General features: G+C 73.4%; 23 protein-coding genes and 2 pseudogenes. 11 read left to right on the top strand and 14 right to left on the bottom strand.

The window, feature by feature from the left end; genetic code table 11:
- Positions 1-28: 28 nt before the first annotated feature.
- The 5 genes from AB0B76_RS11330 to AB0B76_RS11310 form a co-directional block, all read right to left on the bottom strand.
- Entirely contained in the window at positions 29-229 is a 201-nt protein-coding gene (locus AB0B76_RS11330) for a hypothetical protein (RefSeq protein WP_360373155.1), read from the bottom strand.
- Positions 230-343: 114 nt separating this feature from the next.
- On the bottom strand, positions 344-910 hold the full coding sequence (locus AB0B76_RS11325) for a GNAT family N-acetyltransferase (protein ID WP_360373152.1): 567 nt from the start codon (positions 908-910) through the stop codon (positions 344-346).
- A gap of 140 nt (positions 911-1,050) precedes the next feature.
- The gene (locus AB0B76_RS11320; RefSeq protein WP_360373149.1) at positions 1,051-1,665 is read right to left on the bottom strand and encodes an FKBP-type peptidyl-prolyl cis-trans isomerase; all 615 of its coding nucleotides are present in this window, start codon (positions 1,663-1,665) and stop codon (positions 1,051-1,053) included.
- Positions 1,666-1,700: 35 nt separating this feature from the next.
- Positions 1,701-2,279 carry a MerR family transcriptional regulator gene (locus tag AB0B76_RS11315; protein WP_360373147.1) on the bottom strand — a complete coding sequence of 193 codons (579 nt, stop codon included), beginning with the start codon at positions 2,277-2,279 and terminating at the stop codon, positions 1,701-1,703.
- Between the two features lie 164 nt (positions 2,280-2,443).
- Positions 2,444-3,346: a UbiA prenyltransferase family protein gene (locus AB0B76_RS11310; protein ID WP_360373144.1), complete on the bottom strand. Its 903-nt coding sequence runs from the start codon at positions 3,344-3,346 to the stop codon at positions 2,444-2,446.
- Between the two features lie 69 nt (positions 3,347-3,415).
- Between AB0B76_RS11310 and AB0B76_RS11305 the strand changes: the two genes are divergently transcribed.
- The gene (locus AB0B76_RS11305) at positions 3,416-4,261 is read left to right on the top strand and encodes an ornithine cyclodeaminase family protein (RefSeq protein WP_360373141.1); all 846 of its coding nucleotides are present in this window, start codon (positions 3,416-3,418) and stop codon (positions 4,259-4,261) included.
- On the opposite strand, the gene lysS is transcribed toward AB0B76_RS11305, so the two are convergent.
- Positions 4,220-5,875 carry a lysine--tRNA ligase gene (gene lysS, locus AB0B76_RS11300; RefSeq protein ID WP_360373138.1) on the bottom strand — a complete coding sequence of 552 codons (1,656 nt, stop codon included), beginning with the start codon at positions 5,873-5,875 and terminating at the stop codon, positions 4,220-4,222. The genes AB0B76_RS11305 and lysS overlap by 42 nt on opposite strands.
- A gap of 32 nt (positions 5,876-5,907) precedes the next feature.
- Complete coding sequence (locus AB0B76_RS11295) at positions 5,908-6,285, bottom strand: response regulator transcription factor (RefSeq protein ID WP_360373135.1); 378 nt, start codon at positions 6,283-6,285, stop codon at positions 5,908-5,910.
- Here AB0B76_RS11295 and AB0B76_RS11290 point away from each other — a divergent pair.
- Entirely contained in the window at positions 6,284-6,523 is a 240-nt protein-coding gene (locus tag AB0B76_RS11290) for a hypothetical protein (RefSeq protein ID WP_360373132.1), read from the top strand. The two genes, AB0B76_RS11295 and AB0B76_RS11290, sit on opposite strands and share 2 nt — an antisense overlap.
- Before the next feature lie 89 nt (positions 6,524-6,612).
- On the top strand, positions 6,613-7,959 hold the full coding sequence (locus AB0B76_RS11285) for a chitosanase (protein ID WP_360373129.1): 1,347 nt from the start codon (positions 6,613-6,615) through the stop codon (positions 7,957-7,959).
- Positions 7,960-8,130: 171 nt separating this feature from the next.
- On the opposite strand, the pseudogene AB0B76_RS11280 reads toward AB0B76_RS11285, so the two are convergent.
- Both AB0B76_RS11280 and AB0B76_RS11275 read right to left on the bottom strand, forming a co-directional pair.
- Positions 8,131-8,202, bottom strand: a pseudogene (locus tag AB0B76_RS11280) (hypothetical protein); the annotation flags it as partial.
- A 47-nt stretch (positions 8,203-8,249) separates the two neighbouring features.
- Positions 8,250-8,615: pseudogene (locus AB0B76_RS11275) on the bottom strand (sensor domain-containing diguanylate cyclase); the annotation flags it as partial.
- A gap of 125 nt (positions 8,616-8,740) precedes the next feature.
- Between AB0B76_RS11275 and AB0B76_RS11270 the strand changes: the two are divergent.
- Positions 8,741-9,952: a D-alanyl-D-alanine carboxypeptidase gene (locus AB0B76_RS11270; protein WP_360373126.1), complete on the top strand. Its 1,212-nt coding sequence runs from the start codon at positions 8,741-8,743 to the stop codon at positions 9,950-9,952.
- Between the two features lie 298 nt (positions 9,953-10,250).
- A complete protein-coding gene (locus AB0B76_RS11265; protein ID WP_360373123.1) occupies positions 10,251-10,862 on the top strand; it encodes an acetoacetate decarboxylase family protein in 612 nt (203 codons plus the stop codon).
- Here AB0B76_RS11265 and AB0B76_RS11260 read toward each other — a convergent pair.
- The 3 genes from AB0B76_RS11260 to AB0B76_RS11250 are packed head-to-tail and all read right to left on the bottom strand — an operon-like array spanning position 10,853 to position 14,462.
- Positions 10,853-12,274: an NAD(P)/FAD-dependent oxidoreductase gene (locus AB0B76_RS11260; RefSeq protein ID WP_360373120.1), complete on the bottom strand. Its 1,422-nt coding sequence runs from the start codon at positions 12,272-12,274 to the stop codon at positions 10,853-10,855. The genes AB0B76_RS11265 and AB0B76_RS11260 overlap by 10 nt on opposite strands.
- Complete coding sequence (locus AB0B76_RS11255; RefSeq protein WP_360373117.1) at positions 12,271-12,849, bottom strand: helix-turn-helix domain-containing protein; 579 nt, start codon at positions 12,847-12,849, stop codon at positions 12,271-12,273. The genes AB0B76_RS11260 and AB0B76_RS11255 overlap by 4 nt, the downstream gene beginning before the upstream one ends.
- The gene (locus AB0B76_RS11250) at positions 12,846-14,462 is read right to left on the bottom strand and encodes a GMC family oxidoreductase (protein ID WP_360373114.1); all 1,617 of its coding nucleotides are present in this window, start codon (positions 14,460-14,462) and stop codon (positions 12,846-12,848) included. Before AB0B76_RS11250 ends, AB0B76_RS11255 begins: the two co-directional genes overlap by 4 nt.
- Positions 14,463-14,515: 53 nt before the next feature.
- Here AB0B76_RS11250 and AB0B76_RS11245 point away from each other — a divergent pair, with 53 nt between their 5' ends.
- Together AB0B76_RS11245 and AB0B76_RS11240 are read left to right on the top strand one after the other, a co-directional pair.
- Positions 14,516-15,253, top strand: coding sequence for an alpha/beta fold hydrolase (locus AB0B76_RS11245; RefSeq protein ID WP_360373111.1), 738 nt, complete (start codon positions 14,516-14,518; stop codon positions 15,251-15,253).
- Between the two features lie 87 nt (positions 15,254-15,340).
- A complete protein-coding gene (locus AB0B76_RS11240) occupies positions 15,341-15,826 on the top strand; it encodes an SRPBCC family protein (protein WP_360373108.1) in 486 nt (161 codons plus the stop codon).
- Here the strand turns inward: AB0B76_RS11240 and AB0B76_RS11235 are convergent.
- The gene (locus tag AB0B76_RS11235) at positions 15,823-16,527 is read right to left on the bottom strand and encodes a type II CAAX endopeptidase family protein (RefSeq protein WP_360373105.1); all 705 of its coding nucleotides are present in this window, start codon (positions 16,525-16,527) and stop codon (positions 15,823-15,825) included. The two genes, AB0B76_RS11240 and AB0B76_RS11235, sit on opposite strands and share 4 nt — an antisense overlap.
- A complete protein-coding gene (locus AB0B76_RS11230) occupies positions 16,524-17,552 on the bottom strand; it encodes an NAD(P)H-binding protein (protein WP_360373102.1) in 1,029 nt (342 codons plus the stop codon). Before AB0B76_RS11230 ends, AB0B76_RS11235 begins: the two co-directional genes overlap by 4 nt.
- Before the next feature lie 109 nt (positions 17,553-17,661).
- Here AB0B76_RS11230 and AB0B76_RS11225 point away from each other — a divergent pair, with 109 nt between their 5' ends.
- The 4 genes from AB0B76_RS11225 to AB0B76_RS11210 are packed head-to-tail and all read left to right on the top strand — an operon-like array spanning position 17,662 to position 20,980.
- On the top strand, positions 17,662-19,191 hold the full coding sequence (locus AB0B76_RS11225; protein ID WP_360373098.1) for an alpha-L-arabinofuranosidase B: 1,530 nt from the start codon (positions 17,662-17,664) through the stop codon (positions 19,189-19,191).
- A 41-nt stretch (positions 19,192-19,232) separates the two neighbouring features.
- Positions 19,233-20,267 (top strand): oxidoreductase, encoded by a 1,035-nt coding sequence (locus AB0B76_RS11220; protein WP_360373095.1) that lies wholly within the window; start codon positions 19,233-19,235, stop codon positions 20,265-20,267.
- A 26-nt stretch (positions 20,268-20,293) separates the two neighbouring features.
- Complete coding sequence (locus tag AB0B76_RS11215; RefSeq protein ID WP_360373092.1) at positions 20,294-20,638, top strand: DoxX family protein; 345 nt, start codon at positions 20,294-20,296, stop codon at positions 20,636-20,638.
- Between the two features lie 57 nt (positions 20,639-20,695).
- Positions 20,696-20,980, top strand: coding sequence for a hypothetical protein (locus AB0B76_RS11210; RefSeq protein ID WP_360373089.1), 285 nt, complete (start codon positions 20,696-20,698; stop codon positions 20,978-20,980).
- Positions 20,981-21,218 lie beyond the last annotated feature (238 nt).

Genomic DNA, 21,218 nt, shown 5'->3' with positions numbered 1-21,218 from the left:
ACCCTCATTCGCCGCTGGTCACGCCCGGCTACCTTCGCTCAAGTGCGACGACCGCATCGAGGAGACCGTGAAGGCAGAGCTCGTAGCGGTCGGCGTCCACCCGGTCGAACAACAGCTCTTCCAGCGGCACGCCGACGGTCCGCTCCGGCCGGCCGGCAATCACCAGCTCGGCCAGCACGACAAGTTTGAGCTCATCCAGAGGCATTGGCTCGCTGTGCGGCGTGTTCATCGCTCCTCCGGCTCAGAATCGGAGCGTGGACGGAAAACACCTCCCATTCGCAAAGCGTTCCCCGCCGGTGTCGCACTGGCGCTCACCCGAAGGGATGAAACGGTCTCATCGGGGTCAGACTCTGGTGCGCATGACCCAGCGCCACTTCGCGATCTTGCGTACCCTCGTGAAGCCGTGCCGCGCGTAGAGCGTCTCCGGCCCGGTGTGCAGGTAGGCGCCCCGCTGCGGCGGCCGCTCCTCGACCTGCTCCGGGTAGGCCTCGACGACCCCGCCACCGGCGCGCCGGATCTCGTCGAGTGCCGCCGCGACCGCAACGGCGGCGACGCCCCGGCCGCGGTCCTTGGCGTTGGTGAAGATGCAGCCGATCCGCCAGTCCGGCGGATCGGCGGCTCCCTGCTCGTAGGCGCGCCGGTTCTTGATGCCGGGGATCTCCGGCGGCGGGCCGAACTGGCACCAGCCCACGCAGTCGTCGCCGTCGTAGACGAGCACCTGGTGCACCGTTCCGCGCGTCACGTGCCGGAGCTTCGCCTCCCGGTTCCCCTCCGGGGTGTGCCCGCCGCCGACACCCTCGGGGTGGAAGCCCATGCACCAGCAGCCGCCCCACACGCCGTTGTTGGACTCGACGAGCGCGGCGAAGTCGTCCCAGGTCTCGGGCGTGAGCAGCCGAGTCGTCAGCGTCATGCCCTCAGTGTGACCGAGCGGCCGGGAAGCCGGACTGCTGGAAATAGTCGAAAGCAAAAAGCGAAGCGCCTGCAAGAGCGGCCCCCGACTCGCACGGTCACGATCGGACTTGGCGCACGGACCTCCCGCTGGTCGTGCGGCTACTGTGCGCCCAGGACGTCCACGACGAAGCGCAGGGCGCCCTTCGGGGCGCCGTTGGTCGGGTTGTCGCCGTAGGCCAGGGCGGGCGGAATGTCCAGCTGGACGCGGGAGCCGACCTTGAAGCCCACGAGGCCCTGGTCCCAGCCCTTGATCACGTTGCCGCCGCCGAGGGTGAAGCTGAACGCCTCCGAGCGGCTCCAGGACGAGTCGAACTCCTTGCCGTCGGCGTAGGTGACGCCCACGTAGTTCACGGTGATCGTCTGGCCCGCGGCCGTTACCGGGCCCTTGCCCTCGATGAGGGTCGTCTTCACGAGGCTCGTCAGCGTGCCGCCGCCGCCCTTGGCCTGGGGTTTCGTTGCCAGGGCGGGGTCGGCGCCGGGCGGCAGGGGCGGGAACGGCGTCGCGGTGGCGGGGGCGGAGATCGGCGCCGTCGCCGGGCTGTACGAGCGGACCAGCACGACGACCAGGGCGGCGACCACGGCCAGGGCGGCCACCGCTGCGCCCGCGACGAGCAGCATCCGGCGGCGGCGGGCGGCCTGGGCGGCGCGCGCCCGGGCGGCGCCGGCCGCCGCGCGCTTCTCGGCCTTCGACAACAGATCGCGACGCTCGTTCACCGCAATACCGTACGTCACCGCCGCGATCGGGCAAATCACGCCTCGACGTTCTCCAGGGCCACGCGGAAGGCCTCGGTGAGCAGATGGACCAGGGCGTCGGCGGCGCCGTCGGGGTCGCTCGAGGCCGAGGTCGAGGTCGCGGTGGAGCGCACCAGCTCCGCCGCGACGCCGCGTAATCGGTCCAGGGCCTCGGAGAGGATGTGCAGCGACGGGACCGGATGCACGCCGGCCCGGTGCAGGCCGACCACCGAGCGCAGGAGCCGGGGCGCCATCTGCATGCTGCCGTCCTCGCCGTGGACGAGGACCCCGTGGCCGGCCAGGGCGTGCACGAGGGCCGGCTGCTCGCGCCCGAGGTGCTGCAGCAGCGACTGGAGCGCCTCGCCGGACGCGAAAGGTGCACGCACGCCGAGGATGGCCTCGATGGCGACGAGGTTGTACCCCTGCCGCTGCAACGCCTTGATGGCCTCGAGCCGGCGCACGTGGCCGTCGTCGTAGTACGCCGTGCGCCCGCGGCGGGTCGGCGGGCCGAGAAGGTTGCGCGTCTGGTGGGCGCGGACGTTGCGCGGCGACATGCCGACCTTGGCCGCCAGCTCCTCCACCGTGTAGCGCATCATGAGCGTAGCGTAAGGTTCCGTCCGCGCCGATCCACCCGGCGGATCATCCAAAGAAACTCTGTCAACATCGTCTATGGCGAATGCGAATACGCGTCGCTAGAGTGAGCAGCTTCAATACGGCCAGCGGCCGAGGCCGGCCAGCGGGCCGCGAACGAGGGGATCCGTCACGGGAGGATAGTGCCCGCCGGGCCGGTGTAAGCCAGAGCAAACCCCAGCGTCGGTACCCCGAACAGCACCGACAGCAGCGCCAGGCGGAAGATCGACGGGCGCCACGTCAGCAGCCCGTAGGCGGCAGCCAGGACCGGGGCCATGAGCAGCTGGGGACCCAGGGTGGTGCGCGGCACCAGGACGTCGAAGGCCGCCAGCACCAGCGAGAAGGCCAGGGCCGCGACCCAGAGCAGCAGCCCCACCCCGAAGACCGGGCGGCGGCCGAAGCGGACCGCGAAGGTCGTGTAGCCGGCGCTCGCGTCCGCGGCCAGGTCCGTCACCGTCGTCGGGATGTACAGCGCCGCGGCGAAGAGCAGGCCGAGCAGGCCGAACGGCCACGGGAAGTCCCACGGCGGGCGGGTGATCGCCCAGCCCGCGGCCGGCGAGACCACGCCGACGACCAGGGCGTTGACCGCGACGTCCCAGCCCGGCCGGGTCTTCAGGCGCAGCGGCGGCACGCTGTACGCCCACCCGAGCGCGAGCACGCCGGCGACCCCGAGCACGAACAGCGGCCCCACGAACCAGGCGGTCACCAGGCTCGCGGCGGCGATCAGGCGGTACCACCGGCGCAGGCTTCGCGCCGAGAGCCGGCCGGTCACGAGCGGCGCCGACGCCTTGCGCGGGTTGGCCCGGTCGCTCGGCAGGTCGTGCAGGTCGTTCTGGGCCAGCACCGCGAACCAGATCAGCGGGCCGAGCACCAGCAGCGCGAGCAGCGACCGGGGCCGGTCGGCCGCCGCCGGCAGCCAGGCGTGGGAGGCGAGCACGGTGCCCATGTAGGCGGGCACCCACGACACCGGCCAGAACCACGGCCGGGACACGGCCACGAGCAGTACCGCGGGACGATCCATGACCCCGGTCATGAGATCTACGATCCTCCCTGTGGCCTGTGGTGACGCTGTGATGTCCGTCAACCCCCGGGTGGCGCCGCGATGACGCTGCCGTACTACGACGCGGCCGCCATCGAGCGCCTGCTGCCGCCGGAGCGGGCCGTCGCGGCGGTCGAGCGGGCCCTCGCCGGCGGCCTGGACCCATCGGCGGGCGTGCCCCGGACCTCGATGAAGGTGCCGGCGGGCGAGCTGCTGCTCATGCCGGCCGTGTCGGGCACCCACGCCGGCGTGAAGGTGGCCACCGTCGCGGACCGCGGGCGGCCGCGGGTCAACGCGGTGTACGTCCTCTTCGACGGCGCGACGCTGCGCCCGGCGGCGCTGTTCGACGGCGCCGCGCTGACGACCCTGCGCACGCCCGCGGTGTCGGTCGCGGCGGTGCGGCCGTTCCTGCCCGCGCGGCCGCTGCACGTCGTCATCTTCGGCGCCGGGCCGCAGGGGCTCGGCCACCGCCGGACCCTGGCCGCCGTGGCCGAACTGTCCGCAGTGGACATCGCGACGCGCGCGACAGGTGTCCCCGCGTCGATCGCGGCGGCGGACGTGGTCGTCTGCGCCACGACCGCGCGCGAGCCACTGTTCGACTCCGCGCGGCTGCGCGACGACGTGGTGGTGATCGCGGTCGGCTCCCACGAGCCGGACGCCCGGGAGGTGGACACGGCCCTGTGCCGCAGCGCCACCGTGATCGTCGAGGACGTCGCCACCGCGCTGCGCGAGTGCGGCGACGTCGTCCTCGCGGGGCTCACCGCGGACGACCTCGTCCCGATCGGATCGGCCCCGGCCGGCGCCACCCGGGTCCTGTTCAAGGGCTCCGGGATGGCGTGGCAGGACCTCGTCGTGGCCGAGGCGGTGCTACGCGCCGACCAGGGTGCGCACCCGGGCCGCGCCGAGTGACAGCAGCAGCGTGGGCAGCCGGGGGCCCGACTCGCGGGAGACCAGCAGGCGGTACAGCAGCGAGAAGAACTCCCGCTGGGCCACCTTGAGCTCCGGGGTCGGCTTCGTGTCCAGGGGCAGGCCGAGGCGGATCTTCGGCACGCCGTACACCAGGCTGGTCAGCCCCTCGAGGGACCACTGCTCGTCGAGGCGCCCGGCCAGCAGGGCGAGCGCGGCGCGCCGCTCGTCGTCGAGGGAGGCCAGCAGCTCCGTGTCGGGCTCGGCGCGCACGTGGGTGCGCTGCTCGTCGGCGACGTAGGTGGTGACCCAGCGCACCGCGCAGTCCAGCCGCGGCCGGACCAGGTCGAGCGAGTCGATCGGGTCGGCCGGGTCGATGTCGGTCAGGATCCGCAGCATCTGGGCCGGGTCGCCGACGGTGATGTCGGCGACGGAGGCGAGCATGCGGTACGGCAGCGGCCGCGGCGTCACCGCGAGCGGCCCGGCGGCGGTGCCGACCGCGCGGTGGTAGGCGGCGACGTCGGCCGGCGCCGCGGTGCCCTCGCCGACCTTGCGGCCGAGCGTGTCCCACTCGTCGTAGAGGCGCTGGATCTCGTCGTCGAACGCGATCTTGAACGACTGGTTGGGGCGGCGGCGGCTGTACAGCCAGCGCAGCAGCGGCGCCTCCATGATCTCCAGCGCGTCGGCCGGGGTCGGCACGCCACCCTTGGAGCTGCTCATCTTGGCCTGCCCGGCGATGCCGACGAAGGCGTACATCGGGCCGACCGGCGCCTTGGCCGCGAAGACCTCGGCGATGAGCTGGGTGCCGACGACGTACGACGAGCCGGGGGAGGAGTGGTCGACGCCCGAGGGCTCGAAGTGCACGCCCTCGTAGGCCCAGCGCATCGGCCAGTCGACCTTCCACACCAGCTTGCCGCTGTGGTCGTCGCGGAGCAGGATCGTCGCGCCGTGACCGTAGGAGCAGGTGTAGGTCAGCTCGGTGGTCTCGTCGTCGTAGGCGGTGACGGTGGTGGTGTCGCGGTTGCAGACCGAGCAGTACGGGCGGTACGGGTAGTAGCCGGTCGCGCCCTCGCCGTCCTCGTCGTTCTCCGCGGGGGCGATCTTGGTGCGGTACTTCGCGAGGACCGCGTCGATGTGCTGCCGTTCGCGCATCGCGAGCAGGATCTGCTCGAGGTAGGCCCCCGAGCGGTACATCGCGGTCTGGCTGATGCCGCGGTACTGCACCCCGAGCTCGTCCAGCGAGGCCGCCATCGCCGCCTTGAAGTGCTCGCCCCAGCTGTCGTAGGGGCTGCCGGGCGGGGCGGGCACGGCGCTCAGCGGCCGGCCGATGTGCTCGTTCCACGACTCGTCGACGCCCTCGACGCCGGCCGGCACCTTGCGGAAGCGGTCGTAGTCGTCCCAGGAGATGATGTGCTCGACGTCGAGGCCGCGGCGGCGGATCTCGTCGGCGACCAGGTGCGGGGTCATCACCTCACGCAGGTTGCCGAGGTGGATCGGGCCGGACGGGCTCAGGCCGGACGCGCAGACGATGGGCTTCCCCGGCGCGCGGTCCTCGGCGTGCGCGATGACCTCATCGGCGAAGCGGGCTACCCAGTCGTCAGCGATACTGTGCGTCACCCGACCATTTTGCCCGACCGGGTCGAGCGAATTCACTCGGGCCCCGCCTGCTCCAGCAGTGTATCGATGCGCGCCATGAGCTCGCTCGGCTCGAACGGCTTCACGAGGCAGTCGTCGGCGCCGGCGTCGAAGCCGGTGCTCACCTCCAGCCACTGCCCGTGCGAGGTGAGCATGAGCACCGGCATGAGCTCGGTGTCGGCCGCCTCGCGCAGCGCCCGGCACACCTCGATGCCGTTGAGGCCGGGCATGCTCACGTCGAGGATCGCCAGGTTGGGGTGCTCGCGATGGGCGGTGTCCAGCGCGCTGCCGCCGTCGGCGCAGGCCAGCACGTGGTGCCCGGAGGTGTCGAGCAGGAAGGTGAGCAGGTCGCGGATGGCCAGATCGTCCTCGGCTACCAGGACTGTCGACATGACAACCTCCCCAGTCGGGCTGAACCCAAGTATACGAACAAATACGATCAAATATGCGGTCGCGCTCGGGCTGAAGGAGCGCCGCTCGGCCGCCCAGGCGGTGGACCGGCAGGTCGACCTCGCGCAGGCCGCGGCCGGCGGGGAGGTCCAGCGGTACCTCGACACGATCGACGCCGTCGCGGCCGCCCTGCGGCGCCCGGCCGCGGCGCTGCGTGCGGCGAACCATAACGTGAAATGAAGTCTCGTTTAGGAAGGTTGACATCGAGGTCCTCCAATTCAAAGATCTGGCAGGCAAGTTGCCTATCAGACTTCGCACGGAGGCACCTCGTGAACCACCCCCTCAGGCTCGCCGGCCTGGGCGCCGCGGCCCTGCTCGCCGTCGGCACCGTGACGACCGTTGTGGTCATGCAGGGCGCCGACGCGGCCACCGAGACCCTGCTCTCGCAGGGCCGGCCGGCCACGTCGTCGTCGGTGGAGACCTCGTCGCTCGGCGCCGCCCTGGCCTTCGACGGCAACACCGGCACCCGCTGGGCCAGCGCCGAAGGCTCCGACCCGCAGTGGGTCCGGGTCGACCTGGGCGCGACCAAGCGCATCACGCACGTGAACCTGAACTGGGAGACCGCCTACGGCAAGGCCTACCGCATCGAGACCTCGTCCGACGACAGCGCGTGGACGACCATCTACAGCACCACCACCGGCAACGGCGGCACCGACGACCTCACGGGCCTGTCCGGCACCGGGCGGTACGTGCGGCTCTTCGGCACGGCCCGCGGCACCGAGTGGGGCTACTCGCTGTTCGAGTTCAAGGTGTACGGCGGCAGCGTCACCGAGGGCACCCCGACCGCGTCGGCGTCGGCGTCGCGCACGGCCGGGCCTTCCGCCTCCGCCTCGCCGTCGGCGTCCCCGTCGCGCAGCGCGTCCGCCAGCGCCACGCCGACCAAGAGCCCGACGGGCACCCCGGGCAAGGACCTGAACGACCCGCGCAAGAAGGACATCGCGATGCAGCTGGTGTCCTCGGCCGAGAACTCCTCGCTGGACTGGAAGGCGCAGTACAAGTACATCGAGGACATCGGCGACGGGCGCGGCTACACCGCCGGGATCATCGGCTTCTGCTCCGGCACCGGTGACATGCTCGAGCTGGTCGAGCTCTACACCCAGCGGGTGCCCGGCAACGTGCTGGCCAAGTACCTGCCGGCGCTGCGCAACGTCGACGGCAGCGACTCCCACGCGGGCCTGGACCCGAACTTCACCAAGGACTGGAAGACCGCCGCCGCCGACCCCGCGTTCCAGCAGGCCCAGAACGACGAGCGGGACCGCGTGTACTTCAACCCGTCCGTCAGCCAGGCCAAGGCCGACGGCCTGCGGGCCCTGGGCCAGTTCATCTACTACGACGCGATCGTCATGCACGGCCCCGGCAACAGCGCGGTCAGCTTCGGCGGCATCCGCAAGGCGGCCATGGCCAAGGCCAAGACGCCGGCCCAGGGCGGCGACGAGGTGACGTACCTCAACGCCTTCCTCGACGCGCGGGTCGCGGCGATGAAGACCGAGGAGGCGCACAGCGACACCAGCCGGGTCGACACCGCCCAGCGGGTGTTCCTCAACAACCGCAACTTCGACCTCGACCCGCCGCTGTCGTGGAAGGTGTACGGCGACTCCTACAATATCGCCGCTTAGCCACCGTCCCGCGGGTTCCGGGCGTCGCCGAGGATCGAGGAGATCGCCTCGGCGGCGCCCGGGCGCGCGAATGCTTGAGGTACGACAGTGACGAGTACCCGGTGCCGAAGTCGTCGCCGTCGCCACGCCGATCGAGGCCGAGCACACGACGTCGCGGTTGCCCAGCCGCAGCGGCCGGTGGATCGCGACCAGCAGCCGCTCCGCGAGGTCCATCGCCTCGATCTCGTTGATGTCCTCGACCAGGATCGCGAGCTCGTCGCCGCCGCGGCGGGCCAGGGGGTGTCCGCGGCGCGCAGCTGCTGGTGCAGGCGCAGCGCGGTGGTCGTGATGAGCTGGTCGCCGGCGTTGTGGCCGAGGCTGTCGTTGACGAGCTTGAAGTCGTCGAGGTCGACCAGCAGCAGGGTGATCCGGCCGCCGCCGCGGCGGTTGCGGGCGATGGCGTGCTCGAGGCGGTCGCGGAGCAGGGCCCGGTTGGGCATGCCGGTCAGCTCCTCCTCCAGCTCCTTGCGGCCGGTGATGTCGCGGATGCTGATGACGGCGGCGTACAGCGGCGCCTCACCCATCCGGTCGGTGCCGATGACCTCGACCCAGATCCAGGCGCCGTCGGCCCGGCGGACGCGGGACTCGGCGTGCTGCTCCAGCGCGCTCTCCGGCATGATCACACCGATCGGTGCGCGGCCGCCGATTCTGAGTGCGGTTGCGGTGCAGTACGGGTAAGGCGGCGCGAGGCCGATGGGAGTCCGGATCACCATCGGTTGTCCGGCTCGATAGGCTGCCGGTCATGGGAGTCTGGCGCATCGCCGCCACCGGTCTGGCGCTGACCCTGTCGGCCGGGCCGGTGCCGCTGCTCGAGCCGTCCGGGGCCGCCGTCGTGCCGTGCCCCTACGCGTCCACGCCCACCATCCCGCCCACGCCCCCGTCGCCCGAGCGGGACCCGGCCGCCCCCGTCGTCGGCGGCGCCCAGCTGGGCACGAAGGGCCTGGCGATCCCGGCCGGGGCCGCCGCGCCGCCGACCACCTCGGCGATGTCGTGGGTGGTCGCCGACCTCGACACCGGCGAGGTGCTCGGCGCCTGCGACCCGCACCTGCGCCGCCGTCCGGCCAGCGTCCAGAAGCTGCTGCTCGCCGCGACGGTACTGCCCAAGCTCGACCCGAACCAGCTGGTCGAGGGGACCCCGGCCGACCTCGACCTGCCCGCCGACAGCTCGTTGGTCGGCATGATCGTCGGCGGGCACTACCCGGTCTCCACGCTCTGGTACGGGTTGCTGCTGCAGTCCGGCAACGACACCGCCAACGCCCTGGCCCGGGTCGGGGGCGGCGACGGCGGCGTGCCGGCCACGATCGCCGCGATGAACGCCGAGGCCCATCGGCTCGGGGCCGACGACACCCACGCGGTCACCCCGTCCGGCCTCGACGCAGCGGAGCAGTTCACCAGCGCCTACGACCTGGCCCTCATCGCGCGCGAGGACCTCGACCGGCCGGCGTTCCTGCAGTACGACACCGCCCCGACGTTCCCGTGGCCGGCCCAGCCGCCCAAGGACCCCAAGGGCTTCCAGATCCAGAACGAGAACAAGCTCCTGACCGAGTACTCCGGCGCGATCGGCGGCAAGACCGGCTTCACCGACGAGGCCCGGCACACCTACGTCGGCGCGGCCAAGCGCGGCGACCGGCGGCTCGTCGTCACGATCATGGGCGCCGAGGTGGTGCCGGCGCGCGCCTGGAAGCAAGGCACCACGCTGCTGGACTGGGGCTTCGCCCGGCCCGTCGGCTCCTCGGTCGGGAAGCTCGTGACCCCGGCGGAGGCGGCGGCGCTGCACGCGCCCCCGTCGGCCGCGGCGGTGCCCGCGGCCGGCGCCCTGGGCCCCGCGGGCGCGCAGTCCCGGGCGCCCGGCCGCACGCTCACCCTCGCCGTCGTGGCCCTGGCCGCGCTGGTGGTGCTGTGCGCGGCGGGCACGGTCGTGATGGTCCGCCGCGCCCGGCGGGTCAGGGCCTAGCCACAGGCCGTCTGGGCGGCGCGCAGGTGTTCGTCGAGGCTCTGGGTGAGCGGCGCAGGACGCGGCGGGTCCGGGGCGGTTCGGGCCGGAAGTAGGCGACCGCGGGGCGTACGCGGGCGGGGGCGGTGCTGCCGGGTGTGCGTGCCGGGTCGGCGGGGCCGCGGTGTCGAGGTCGACGTAGGTGGCGTACGGGTTGGAGGAGCGGCCGGAGGTCATGGGCCCTCTTTCGGCCGGGGCGGCGCTCGGCTGAGGACTTCGAGCTGTTGGCAGAGTGCCAAGAAGGCGTAGAGTGCCTGCCATGGCCTACCCGCCGGAGCCGTGGTCACTTCGCGGGCGCATGCTCGTCTCGGTCTGGCTGCTGCCCCTCGCCGCCGTGCCCGAGCTTCCCGGCGAGCTCGCCGGGGCCGTCCGCGTGGTGCGGATCGGGGGGCGGGCCGTGGTCGGCACCGCCTGGGTCGACTACCGGCCCGGCGGGGACATGAGCTACCGCGAGCTGCTCGCCGCCGTGCTCGTGCGCTCCGGGATGCGGCTCCGCGTCACCATCTCCCACATCTGGGTCGACAGCGCCGACTCGCGCGACGGCGGGCGGGCGCTCTGGGGCATCCCCAAGGATCTCGCCGAGTTCGAACTCACCGACACCGGGGCGCGGGCGAGCGACGGCGGGCCGATTGCCCGCGCCGACATCGGGCGCGTGCGGCCCTGGCTGCGGATGCCCGTCCGGTTCCGGTGCACGCAGGCGCTCGACGGGCGGCCGAAGACGACGCCGGTGCGCTCCACCGCGCGGTGCGGGCCCGCCGGCGTGGCCTGGCACGTCGAGCCCGGCGGGCCGCTCGGGTTCCTCGCCGGGCGCAGGCCCGTGCTCACCCTGGTGGCCGACGACTTCCGGATGAGGTTCGGGACTCAGCGGTAGTCGGCGCGGGCCAGGCGGGCGGTGCGGGCCCGGTACTCCGAGGCCATCCCCGGCCAGTTGGTGACCACGCGGCCGGAGCCGGTCCGGTACCAGCTCGTGCAGCCCGTCCACACGCTGCCGGCCAGGCGGCGCTGCATCTCCGCGTCGAAGGCGGCGGCGACGTCGGGCCGCACCTCCAGCGGGCCCGACTCGGCGATCGCCCGCACCGCCTGCACGATGTAGCGGGCCTGGGACTCGTGGAAGTACACCACCGACGTGTTGCCGGTGTTCGTGTTCGGGCCGTACATGAGGAACAGGTTCGGGAAGCCCGGCACCGTGATGCCCAGGTGCGCGTAGGCCCCGTCGCGCCACTCGTCGTCGAGGCGCCGGCCGTCGCGCCCGGTCACGGCCAGGGGCGTCAGGAACTCGGTCGCGGCGAAGCCGGTCGCGTAGACGAGCACGTCGCAGTCGTACGCCGCGCCCGCCGTCTGCACGCCCGTGCCGGTGATGCGCAGGATGTCGTCGGTGACGAGGTCGACGTGCGGGGCGCGCAGGGTGCGGTACCAGTCGCCGGTGAACAGGACCCGTTTGCACCCCATCGCGTAGTCCGGCGTCACCCGGGGCCGCAGCCGGCGGGCCTGCACGAGCCGCTGGCCGTCGGAGAGCGCCCGCACGAGCCGGCGCGCGACCGGCCGTCCGGTGACGGCGCGCCCGGTGACCACGGTCAGCAGCCAGGTGCCGGCCCGGGCCGCGCGCATCAGCGCCGGGACCCGCCGGTTGAGGGCCTTGCGGGCGCGGCCGTACCGCCGGTTGGGCTTCGGCAGCGTCCACGGCGCGCTGCGCTGGAACACGGTGATCCGGGCGGCCCGGCCGGCGATGGCCGGCACGAGCTGCACGGCGCTCGCCCCGGTGCCGACCACGCCAACGCGCCGGCCGGTGACGTCGATCGCCGGGTCCCAGCCGGCGGTGTGCGCGACGATCCCGGCGAAGTCGGCGGCGCCGGGGATGGCCGGCACCACCGGCCGCGACAGCTGGCCCGTGGCCGGGATGAGGATGTCGTACTCCGCCGTGGCCCCGCCGGCCAGCGTCAGGCGCCACGCGGCGCCCGTCCAGGCCGCGGCCTCGACGGCGGTGCCGAGGCGCAGGTGCGGCCGGAGCCCGAAGTCGTCGGCGCACCGGCGCAGGTACTGCAGGATCTCGCCGTGCGGCGGGAACCGCTGGGACCAGTCGGGGTTGAGCGCGAAGGAGTACGAGTACAGCGGGGCCGGGATGTCGCACGCGCACCCCGGGTAGGAGTTGTCGCGCCAGACCCCGCCGACGTCGTCGCCGCGCTCGTAGATCGTCACGTCGGTGACGCCGGCCCGCCGCAGCAGGTGGGCGACCGCGATCCCGCCGAAGCCGGCCCCGATGACCGCGACCCGGGGGCCGGTCACGGGAGGACCTCGCGCACGAGCGCGACCAGGGCGACGGCGAGCAGGGCGTGCGCGCGTGCGCGGTCCAGGGCGCCACGCTCCAGCCACTCCCGGGCGGTGGCCTTGGCCAGGCCGCAGTACGCCCGCATCACGGCCCGGTGCGCGCCGGTGTCGGGCAGGCCGACGGCGGTCAGGATGCTCGCCGCGGCGACCTCGTCGGCCTCGGCCAGGACCCGGCGCACGTCGGGGTCGCCGGCGTCGACCGCGGCCAGCCAGGCGGTGCTGTGCCGGGCGATGACGTCGAGGAACCAGGCGACGCTGGCGTCGACCCGGGTCGTCAGGTCGCCCGCGGGCAGCTGCTCGACGGCGACCGGCGGGATGGTGACGAGGACCCGGACCGCCTCGATGTACAGGTCGCGCTTGGTGCCGAAGTAGTGGTTGATGAGGCCCCGGGCGACGCCGGCGGCCGCGGCGATGTCGGTCGTGGACACCTCGGCGTAGGGCCGCTCGCCGAAGAGCCGCACCGCGCACGACAGGATCTGCGCGCGCCGCTGGTCCGGTTCGAGGCGGCGGCCGCGCTCGGCGATGGTCGTCACCGGGCGATCCGGCGGTACGGCGCGCCCAGCTCCGGGCGCGGGTCGGGCTCGCCGCGCCGCGGCCACATCGACACGGCCCGCTCGGCCAGCGCGGTGATCGTGAGCGACGGGTTGACGCCCAGGTTCGCGGTGACCGCGGCGCCGTCGATGACGTGCAGCCCGGGATGGCCGAAGACGCGATGGTACGGGTCGATGACGCCGTGCTCGGGGTCGGCGCCGATCGCCGCGCCGCCGATGAAGTGCCCCGTCACCGGCCGGCCGGCGAGCTCGGTCACGGAGCCGAGCGGGATGCCGTCGATCTTGTCGGCCACGCGCCGGGCGACGTCGTGGGCGACCGGCAGGTACACCGGATTGGGCTCCCCGACCCCGCGCCGGCTGGTCAGCCGCCGGCCGCCGAACGGGCCGCGGCGGGGGCCGACCGTGATCGAGTTGTCCTTCGGCTGCATCGCGAGCAGGACGATCGTCTGCTGGGACCAGCGGCGCACCCAGAACAGCCGCGGCCAGTCGCGCCAGCTCGCCAGCGTCCGGCCGAGCGCGGCCAGCCAGCGCGGGGTCCGGCCGGTGTCGCCGACGAGGACGGCGGCCATGAGGCCGAGCAGGTTGCTGCCCGGGCCGTAGCGCACCGGCTCGATGTGCGTCTCGGCGTCCGGGTGGATCGAGGACGTGATCGCCACCCCGTCGGTGAAGTCGGCGTCGCGGCGGCGGGCGCGCGGGCCCAGGATGGACTCGGAGTTGGTCCGGCTCAGCTCGCCCAGCCGGGGTGAGAGGTTGGGCAGGTCCCCGCTGCGCTTGAGGTGGTGCAGAAGCCGCTGGGTGCCCACGGCGCCCGCGGCCAGGACCACGTCGCGCGCGGTGAACGTGCGGGCCCGGCGGCGCAGCTTGCCGCCGGTGTGCACGGTCCGCACGGTGTAGCCGCCGCCCGGCCGGGGGGTCACCCGGGTCACCGTGGTGCGCTCGTGGACCTCGGCGCCGGCCCGCTCCGCGAGGTACAGATAATTCTTCACCGTCGTGTTCTTCGCCCCGACCCGGCAGCCGGTCATGCACGATCCGCAGAACGTGCAGGTGGTCCGCTCGGGGCCGGCGCCGCCGAAGTAGGGGTCGGGGACGGTCTCGCCGGGGCGCTCGCCGAACAGGACGCCGACCGGCGTGCGACGGTAGGTGTGCGCGACCCCGAGGTCCTCGGCGACGGCGCGCAGGACCTCGTCGGCGGCGGTGGTGCGCGGGTTCTCGGCCACCCCGAGCATGCGCGACGCCTCGTCGTAGTGCGGGCCGAGCTCGGCCTTCCAGTCGGTGATCCCGGCCCACTGGGGGTCGGCGAAGAAGACGTCCGGGGGGCGGTACAGCGTGTTGGCGTACCCCAGCGACCCCCCGCCGACGCCGGCCCCGGACAGCACGAGCACGTCGGGCAGCAGCGTCATGCGCAGGATGCCGTAACAGCCGGCGGCCGGCGCGAACAGGTAGTCGCGCAGTCGCCAGCTCGTCCGCGCGAAGTCCGCGTCGGCGAAGCGCCGCCCGGCCTCCAGGACCCCGACCCGATAGCCCTTCTCGGCCAGGCGCAGCGCGCTGACACTGCCGCCGAAGCCGGACCCAACGACGATGACGTCGTACTCCATGCGGCCACCGTGCCCGCTTGTTGTCAGGCTGTCAACAAGTACGATGCCTGGGTATGGCGACCCTCGTGCTGCTGCACGGCCTCGGAAGCCGCCGCGAGGTCTGGGACCCGGTCCGGCCTGCCCTGGACGCCCGCTTCGACGTGCGCGCCCCCGACCTGCCGGGCTTCGGCCTGGCCCCGCCGACCGGCGCCGCGTCGGTCCCGGAGCTGGCCGACTGGGTGCTCGCCACCGTGCCGGCGCCCTTCCACGTGGCCGGCAGCTCGATGGGCGGGGGCGTCGCCCTCGAGCTGGGCCGGCGCGGGGCGGCCCGGTCGGTGACGGCGTTCGCGCCGGTCGGCTTCTGGGGCCCGGCGTCGCGGCGCTGGTGCCAGGCGTCGGTCACCACGGCCCGGGCCTGTGCCCGCGCGTTCGGGCCGGGCCTGCCGCGGCTCGCCGGGACGGCGGCGGGGCGGGTCGCGCTGTTCGGGCTGTTCTTCGGCCACCCCACGCGGGTCGACCCGGCGGCGGGGGTCGCCGACGCGCGCTCGCTCGCCGTGGCGCCCGGGTTCCGGGCGGCCCGGGACGCGTTCGCCGGGTACCGGTTCGGGGAGCCGGGTGCGCTGACCGACATTCCCGTCACCGTGGCCTGGGGGCCGCGGGACCTGATCCTGCCGGCGTTCCAGGCGCGGCGGGCCGGGCGGTTGCTGCCGGGGGCGCGGCATGTGCGCCTGCGCGGGTGCGGGCACCTGCCCTTCGCCGACGACCCGGAGGCGTGCGCGGGGCTGATCACCGAGACGGCGGCCGGCGCTTGACGCCCACGACCGCGGCAACTTGGTCTGTTGCCCGGACGCGTGTCTTGGCGTGCTTGACGCGCGCTCTTCCGGCGACATGATTGGGGCATGGCGACGAAGGGCACCGCGGAGGTCACGCTCCCGGCCGACCTGCAGATCCTCATCACCCGCGAGTTCGACGCGCCCAAGGCGCAGGTCTGGCGGGCCTACACCACGCCCGAGCTCGTCGGGCGCTGGTGGGCCGGCGACCGGGGCACGGTCCGCAACGCCGAGATCGACCTGCGGGTGGGGGGCTCGTGGCGGTACGTCATGATCGCCAACGGTGGCTTCGAGGTCGCCTTCCACGGGGAGTACCGGGCGATCGAGGCCCCGGACCGGCTCGTCAACACCGAGGTCTTCGAGGGGCTGCCCGACCCCGACGCGCACAGCGGCGTCGTCACCGTGACGTTCACCGAGAGCGGCGGGCGTACGCGCATGGAGATGCTGTGCGAGTACGACGACCAGGAGACCCGCGACTCGGTCATCGCCTCCGGGATGGAGAGCGGGATGCAGGAGTCGCTCGACCACCTGGAGGCCGTCGCGGCGTCCCTCTAGGCCGTGCCGAGCAGGGGCGGCAGCGCGAACAGCATCACCATGGACCACGTCACGTGGGTGAGCATCGGGGCCAGGATGCCGCCCGACGCGCGGCGCTGCAGGCCCAGCACGGTGCCGAGCACCGCCGCGGCGAAGACCAGCATCGGGTTGGCCGTCGCGATGGTCGCCAGGGCGTAGACGACCGTGGAGATCAGCACCGGGCGGACGCGGCCGATCGCGGCGAACAGGGCGCCGCGGAAGAAGACCTCCTCGGCCAGGCCGTTGAGCACGGTGACCGCGGTGATGGGGACGATCGCGCCGTAGCGGGCGTGGTCGAGCACCTCGCCGGCGTAGTCGCGCAGCGGCGGGATGTGGGCCACGACCAGCGCGCCGGCCACGAACACGGCCCCGACGAGCAGGCCCGTGGCGATCGGGGTCAGGACGGGGCGGCGGAGCTGGTCGCGGTACAGGATGCGGCCCAGATGCAGGCGGCCCGAGAGCAGGCTTCCGGCCACCCAGGTCGCCGCGACCGCGAGGGTCGTCGCGTAGAACAGCGGGTCGCCGGGGCGGATGGTCAGGGACCAGCCCAGCAGTACCGCGCCGGCGACGAGGGTCGCCGCTACCACGATCCGGCGGCGGCGCACGGCCGCGGGCGCCTCCTCGTGGCTGCGCGGGACGCGGTCGACGAAGGCGGCCCGCGCAAGGTCGCGCAGGCCCTTCACCGGGTGCCCACGCCCAGCTCCGTACGGACCTCCCGCACGTGTTCGCGGGCGTCGCCGGCGGCGCGGCGGGCGGTCTCGGCCGCCTCCGCGGCCTCGGCGGCGGCGGTCGCGGTCCGCTCCGCCTCCCGCCCGGCGAGCTCGGCGGCGCGTTCGGCCAGGGCGAGGCGGACGGCGTCGTCGTAGCCGAGGGCGGGGCCGGGGACGAGCTCGGCGACGGGGTGCTCGCGCACGACGGTCTCGGCGCTGAGGGAGTCCACGAGGTTGCGGGCGGTCGGGATGTCCACGTCGGTGACCAGCGACAGCCACATCGAGGACAACCGGGGCGTGAGCAGGGGCACGGTCACATTGGGCAGGTACTTGCCGCGGAGCTTCGCCACCCGCTGGAGCATGTCGGCGAAGCTGAGCACGTCCGGGCCGCCCACCTCGTAGACGCGGCCGGTCGCCTCCTCGGACTCCGCGGCGGCGCGGAGGTACCGCAGCATGTCGGGCAAAGCGACGGGCTGGGTGCGGGTCGTGACCCACTGCGGGGTGATCAGGGCCGGCAGGTGGTCGACGAGCTGGCGGGTGATCTCCCACGAGATGCCGCCGTGCCCGACGATGACCGCCGCCCGCAGCGTCGTCACCGGCACCGGGCCGGCGGTCAGGATCTCCTCGACCTCGCGCCGCGAGCGCAGGTGGTCCGAGAGCGCGTCGCCGTCCGCGCCGAGCCCGCCGAGGTACACGATCCGCTTCGTCTGTGCCCCGGCGGCCGCGGCGGCGAAGTTTCGTGCCGCGGCGGCGTCGCGCTCGACGAAGTCGTCCAGGCCCAGCGAGTGCACGAGGTAGTAGGCGACGTCCACGCCCTCGAGCGCGGCGCGCAGGCTCGCGGGGTCGCCGACGTCCCCGGCGACGGGCTCGCCCGCCCCGGAGTACTGCTGCGGCCGCCGGGTCATCGCGCGCACCCGGTGCCCGTGCGCGAGCAGCTCCGGGACCAGGTTCGAGCCGACGAACCCGGAGGCGCCGGTCACCAGGACGGTCAAGGTCATGCCCTCCCTGATACCACGCGGCGTTGCATGTCACTCGCGGCTCCGCTATGTTAGCGCTCACATATACCGCACCCGATCCGTACCGCCACACGGAATGAGGTCCACCACCATGCGAAAGGCCCTTCTCGGGGCCGCGTTCGCGTGCGCGCTCGTTGTGAGCGCGCTCGTCGGCGTCGGCACCTCCCAGGCGGCGACATCGCAGCCCTGCGACATCTACGCCGCCGGCGGCACGCCCTGCGTCGCCGCGCACAGCACCACCCGGGCGCTCTACGGGACCTACAGCGGCGCGCTGTACCAGGTCCGCCGGGCCTCGGACAACACCACGAAGGACATTGCGCCGGTCAGCGCGGGCAGCTACGCCAACGCCGCCACGCAGGACACCTTCTGCGCGAACACGTCGTGCGTGATCACGATCATCTACGACCAGTCGGGCCGCAACAACCGCCTCACCCAGGCCCCGCCCGGCGGCTTCAACGGCCCGGCGGCCGGCGGCTACGACAACCTCGCCAACGCCACCGCCGCGCCCGTCACGATCGGCGGGCACAAGGTGTACGGCGTGTTCGTCGCCCCGGGCACCGGCTACCGCAACAACAACACCAACGGCGTGGCGACCGGGGACCAGCCCGAGGGCATGTACTCCATCTTCGACGGCACCCACTTCAACGGCGGCTGCTGCTTCGACTACGGCAACGCCGAGCGCAACAGCCGCGACAACGGCAACGGCACCATGGAGGCCATCTACTTCGGCAACAACAAGGTCTGGGGCTACGGCGCCGGCAACGGCCCGTGGATCATGGCGGACCTCGAGAACGGCCTGTTCTCCGGCGTCAACCAGCACCTCAACTCCGGTAACCCGAGCATCAGCCACCGGTTCCTGACCGCGATCGTCAAGGGCGAACCCAACCACTGGGCCATCCGGGGCGGCAACGCGCAGTCCGGCAGCCTGGGCACCTTCTACAACGGGGTGCGGCCCAACGTCGCCGGGTACAACCCGATGAAGAAGGAAGGCGCGATCATCCTCGGCATCGGCGGCGACAACAGCGTCGGGGCCGCGGGCACCTTCTACGAGGGCGTCATGACCTCGGGCTACCCGTCCGACGCCACCGAGAACTCGGTCCAGGCCAACATCGTGGCCGCGAACTACAACACCTCCGGCAGCACCAGCGGCCCCGCCGTCGGCTCCACCATCTCGCTGCGGGCCACCACCGCCTGCTGCACCACCCGCTACATCAGCCACTCCGGCGCGACCGTCTCGACCCAGGTCGTGAGCGCGTCGAACACGGCCACGGAGAAGGCCAACGCCTCCTGGATCGTGCGCGCGGGGCTCGGCAGCAGCTCGTGCTACTCCTTCGAGTCGAAGAACACGAGCGGGCAGTACCTGCGGCATCAGAACTACCAGATCTCGTTGCAGGCCAACGACGGCAGCTCCCTGTTCGCCCAGGACGCGACGTTCTGCTCGGAGGCCGGCATGAACGGGCAGGGCAACTCGTTCCGGTCGCTCAACTTCGCGGACCGGTACATCCGCCACTACAGCAACAACGTCTACATCGCCAGCAACGGCGGCTCCAACACGTGGGACGCCACCGGCCTGTGGGCCGACGACGTGAGCTGGGTCGTCACCGCCCCCTGGACCCCCTGAGGGGTTTTGATCCCGTATCGAAGTCGGTAAGTTCGGGTGTCATGAGGAATCGCATCGTCGCGATCGCGCTCGGACTTGCCGTCGTCCTCGGTGCCGGCGGCTTCGGATGGCCGCCGGCACCGTCGTGGAAACTGCTCGACACCGGCTCCACGGCCCGGCTGCGCGGCCTCGCCGCGGTCAGCGAGCGGGTGGCGTGGGCCTCCGGGACCGGCGGCACCGTGCTGCGCACCGTCGACGGCGGGCGCACGTGGCGGTCGGTGGGCCCGCCCGACACCGCCGACCTGCAGTTCCGCGACATCGAGGCCTTCGACGCCGAGCACGCCGCCGTGCTGTCGATCGGCAATGGCGATGCTTCCCGGGTGTACCTCACCGCCGACGGCGGCCGCACCTGGACCGAGACCTTCCGCAACACGGACCCGGCGGCCTTCTACGACTGCTTCGCGTTCTCCGGCCGTCACGGCCTCGCCCTCGGCGACCCGGTGAACGGCCGCTTCCAGCTCCTGTCGACCGCCGACGGCGGCCGGCACTGGGCTCCGCTGAACGCCGACCTGCCCCCGGCCCTCGACGGCGAGTTCGCCTTCGCCGCGAGCGGCACCTGCCTGGTGACCGCCGGCCCCGACGCCTGGATCGCCACGGGTGGCGGCGCCGTGTCGCGCGTCCTGCACAGCGCGGACTTCGGCCGCCACTGGAGCGTCGCCGCCAGCCCGATCCCGTCCGGCCCGACGGCGGGCATCTTCTCGCTCGCGTTCCGCGACCGCGCGCACGGCCTCGCCGTCGGCGGCGACTTCGCCGCCCCGGCCACCGCCCCGTCCGGCGCCGCCACGAGCCGCGACGGCGGGCGCACGTGGGCCGTCGCGCGCACGGTGCCCGGCGAGTACCGCTCGGGGGTGGCCTGGCGCTCCTCCCACGACGACATCGCCTTCGCGGTCGGCCCGACGGGCAGCGACTGGACCCGCGACGGCGGCCGCACCTGGGCCCGCTTCGACACCGGCAGCTTCGACTCGGTGGCGTGCGCTGCCGGGGCCTGCTGGGCGTCCGGGGAGGCGGGGCGCATCGCCGTCCTCCGGCTCCGCTGAAATGACCCGACCTGGAGGCGCCGGTAATGTTCGTCTGGTACGTGGTCGCGAGCCTGCTGCTCGCCGCCATCCTGGTCGGCTCCGCCCTCGGCAAGCTGCGCCGCGCCGACGCGGTGGTGCAGAATCTCGACCGGGCCGCGGTACCGCACGCCTGGTACCCCTGGCTGGCCACGGCCGAGCTCGCCGGGGTCGCGGGGCTGCTCGCGGGCCTGGCGTGGCGTCCGCTGGGCACGGCGGCCGCGACGGGCCTGACGCTGTACTTCATCGGCGCCCTGGCCGCCCACCTCAAGGCCGGCGACCGGACCGGCCTGGGCCCGGCCGGGTTCCTGCTGTTCCTGTCCGCCGCCGCGGGTGTGACGTCGCTGCTGTAGCGGGGACGAACCGTTCGAGCGAGGTCATTCCGCCGCGCGCCTTGGCACAATGAGGCCGTGTCGTCAGTGGAGATCATTCTCGCGGCGTTGCGCGCGGGCGCGGCCGACCCGGCGGCCGCGGAAGCCTACGCGGTGCTGCGCCGGCGCCTCCCGCCCGACGAGGCCGATCTGCTCGCCCCCGGAACCGAGTTCGACGAGGAGACCCTCGCCGCGGCGCGGGCGGTGCTGCGGGTCGCCGGTCCGAGGTACACCCTCGGCATCCACGGCGCCGAGGGCGTCCAGGTCGGCGACCACAACCTGCAGATCCTGCTGACGCTCCCCCCACTGTCGCCGGCGGCGTAGCCGGGTCACCCGCCGCCGGCACCGCACCGGACGACCCCCGCCTTCCCGGCATCGTCCCCCAATCGGCCTACCTGGAGCAGGTCCGCCGCATCGCGCCCCCGCAGCTGCGGGACCGCGAGCCGGAGCTGGCCGCCCTGGCCGCCTTCTGCGCCGCCGCCGACCCCGCCCCCGCCTACCTGTGGTGGCGGGCCCCGGCCTGGGCCGGCAAGTCGGGCCTGCTGTCCTGGTTCGTCCTGCA

This window comes from Dactylosporangium sp. NPDC049140 (assembly GCF_040648435.1).
The sequence above is the reverse complement of the archived record's forward strand: the minus strand, read 5'-3'. Positions and strand labels throughout refer to the sequence as shown.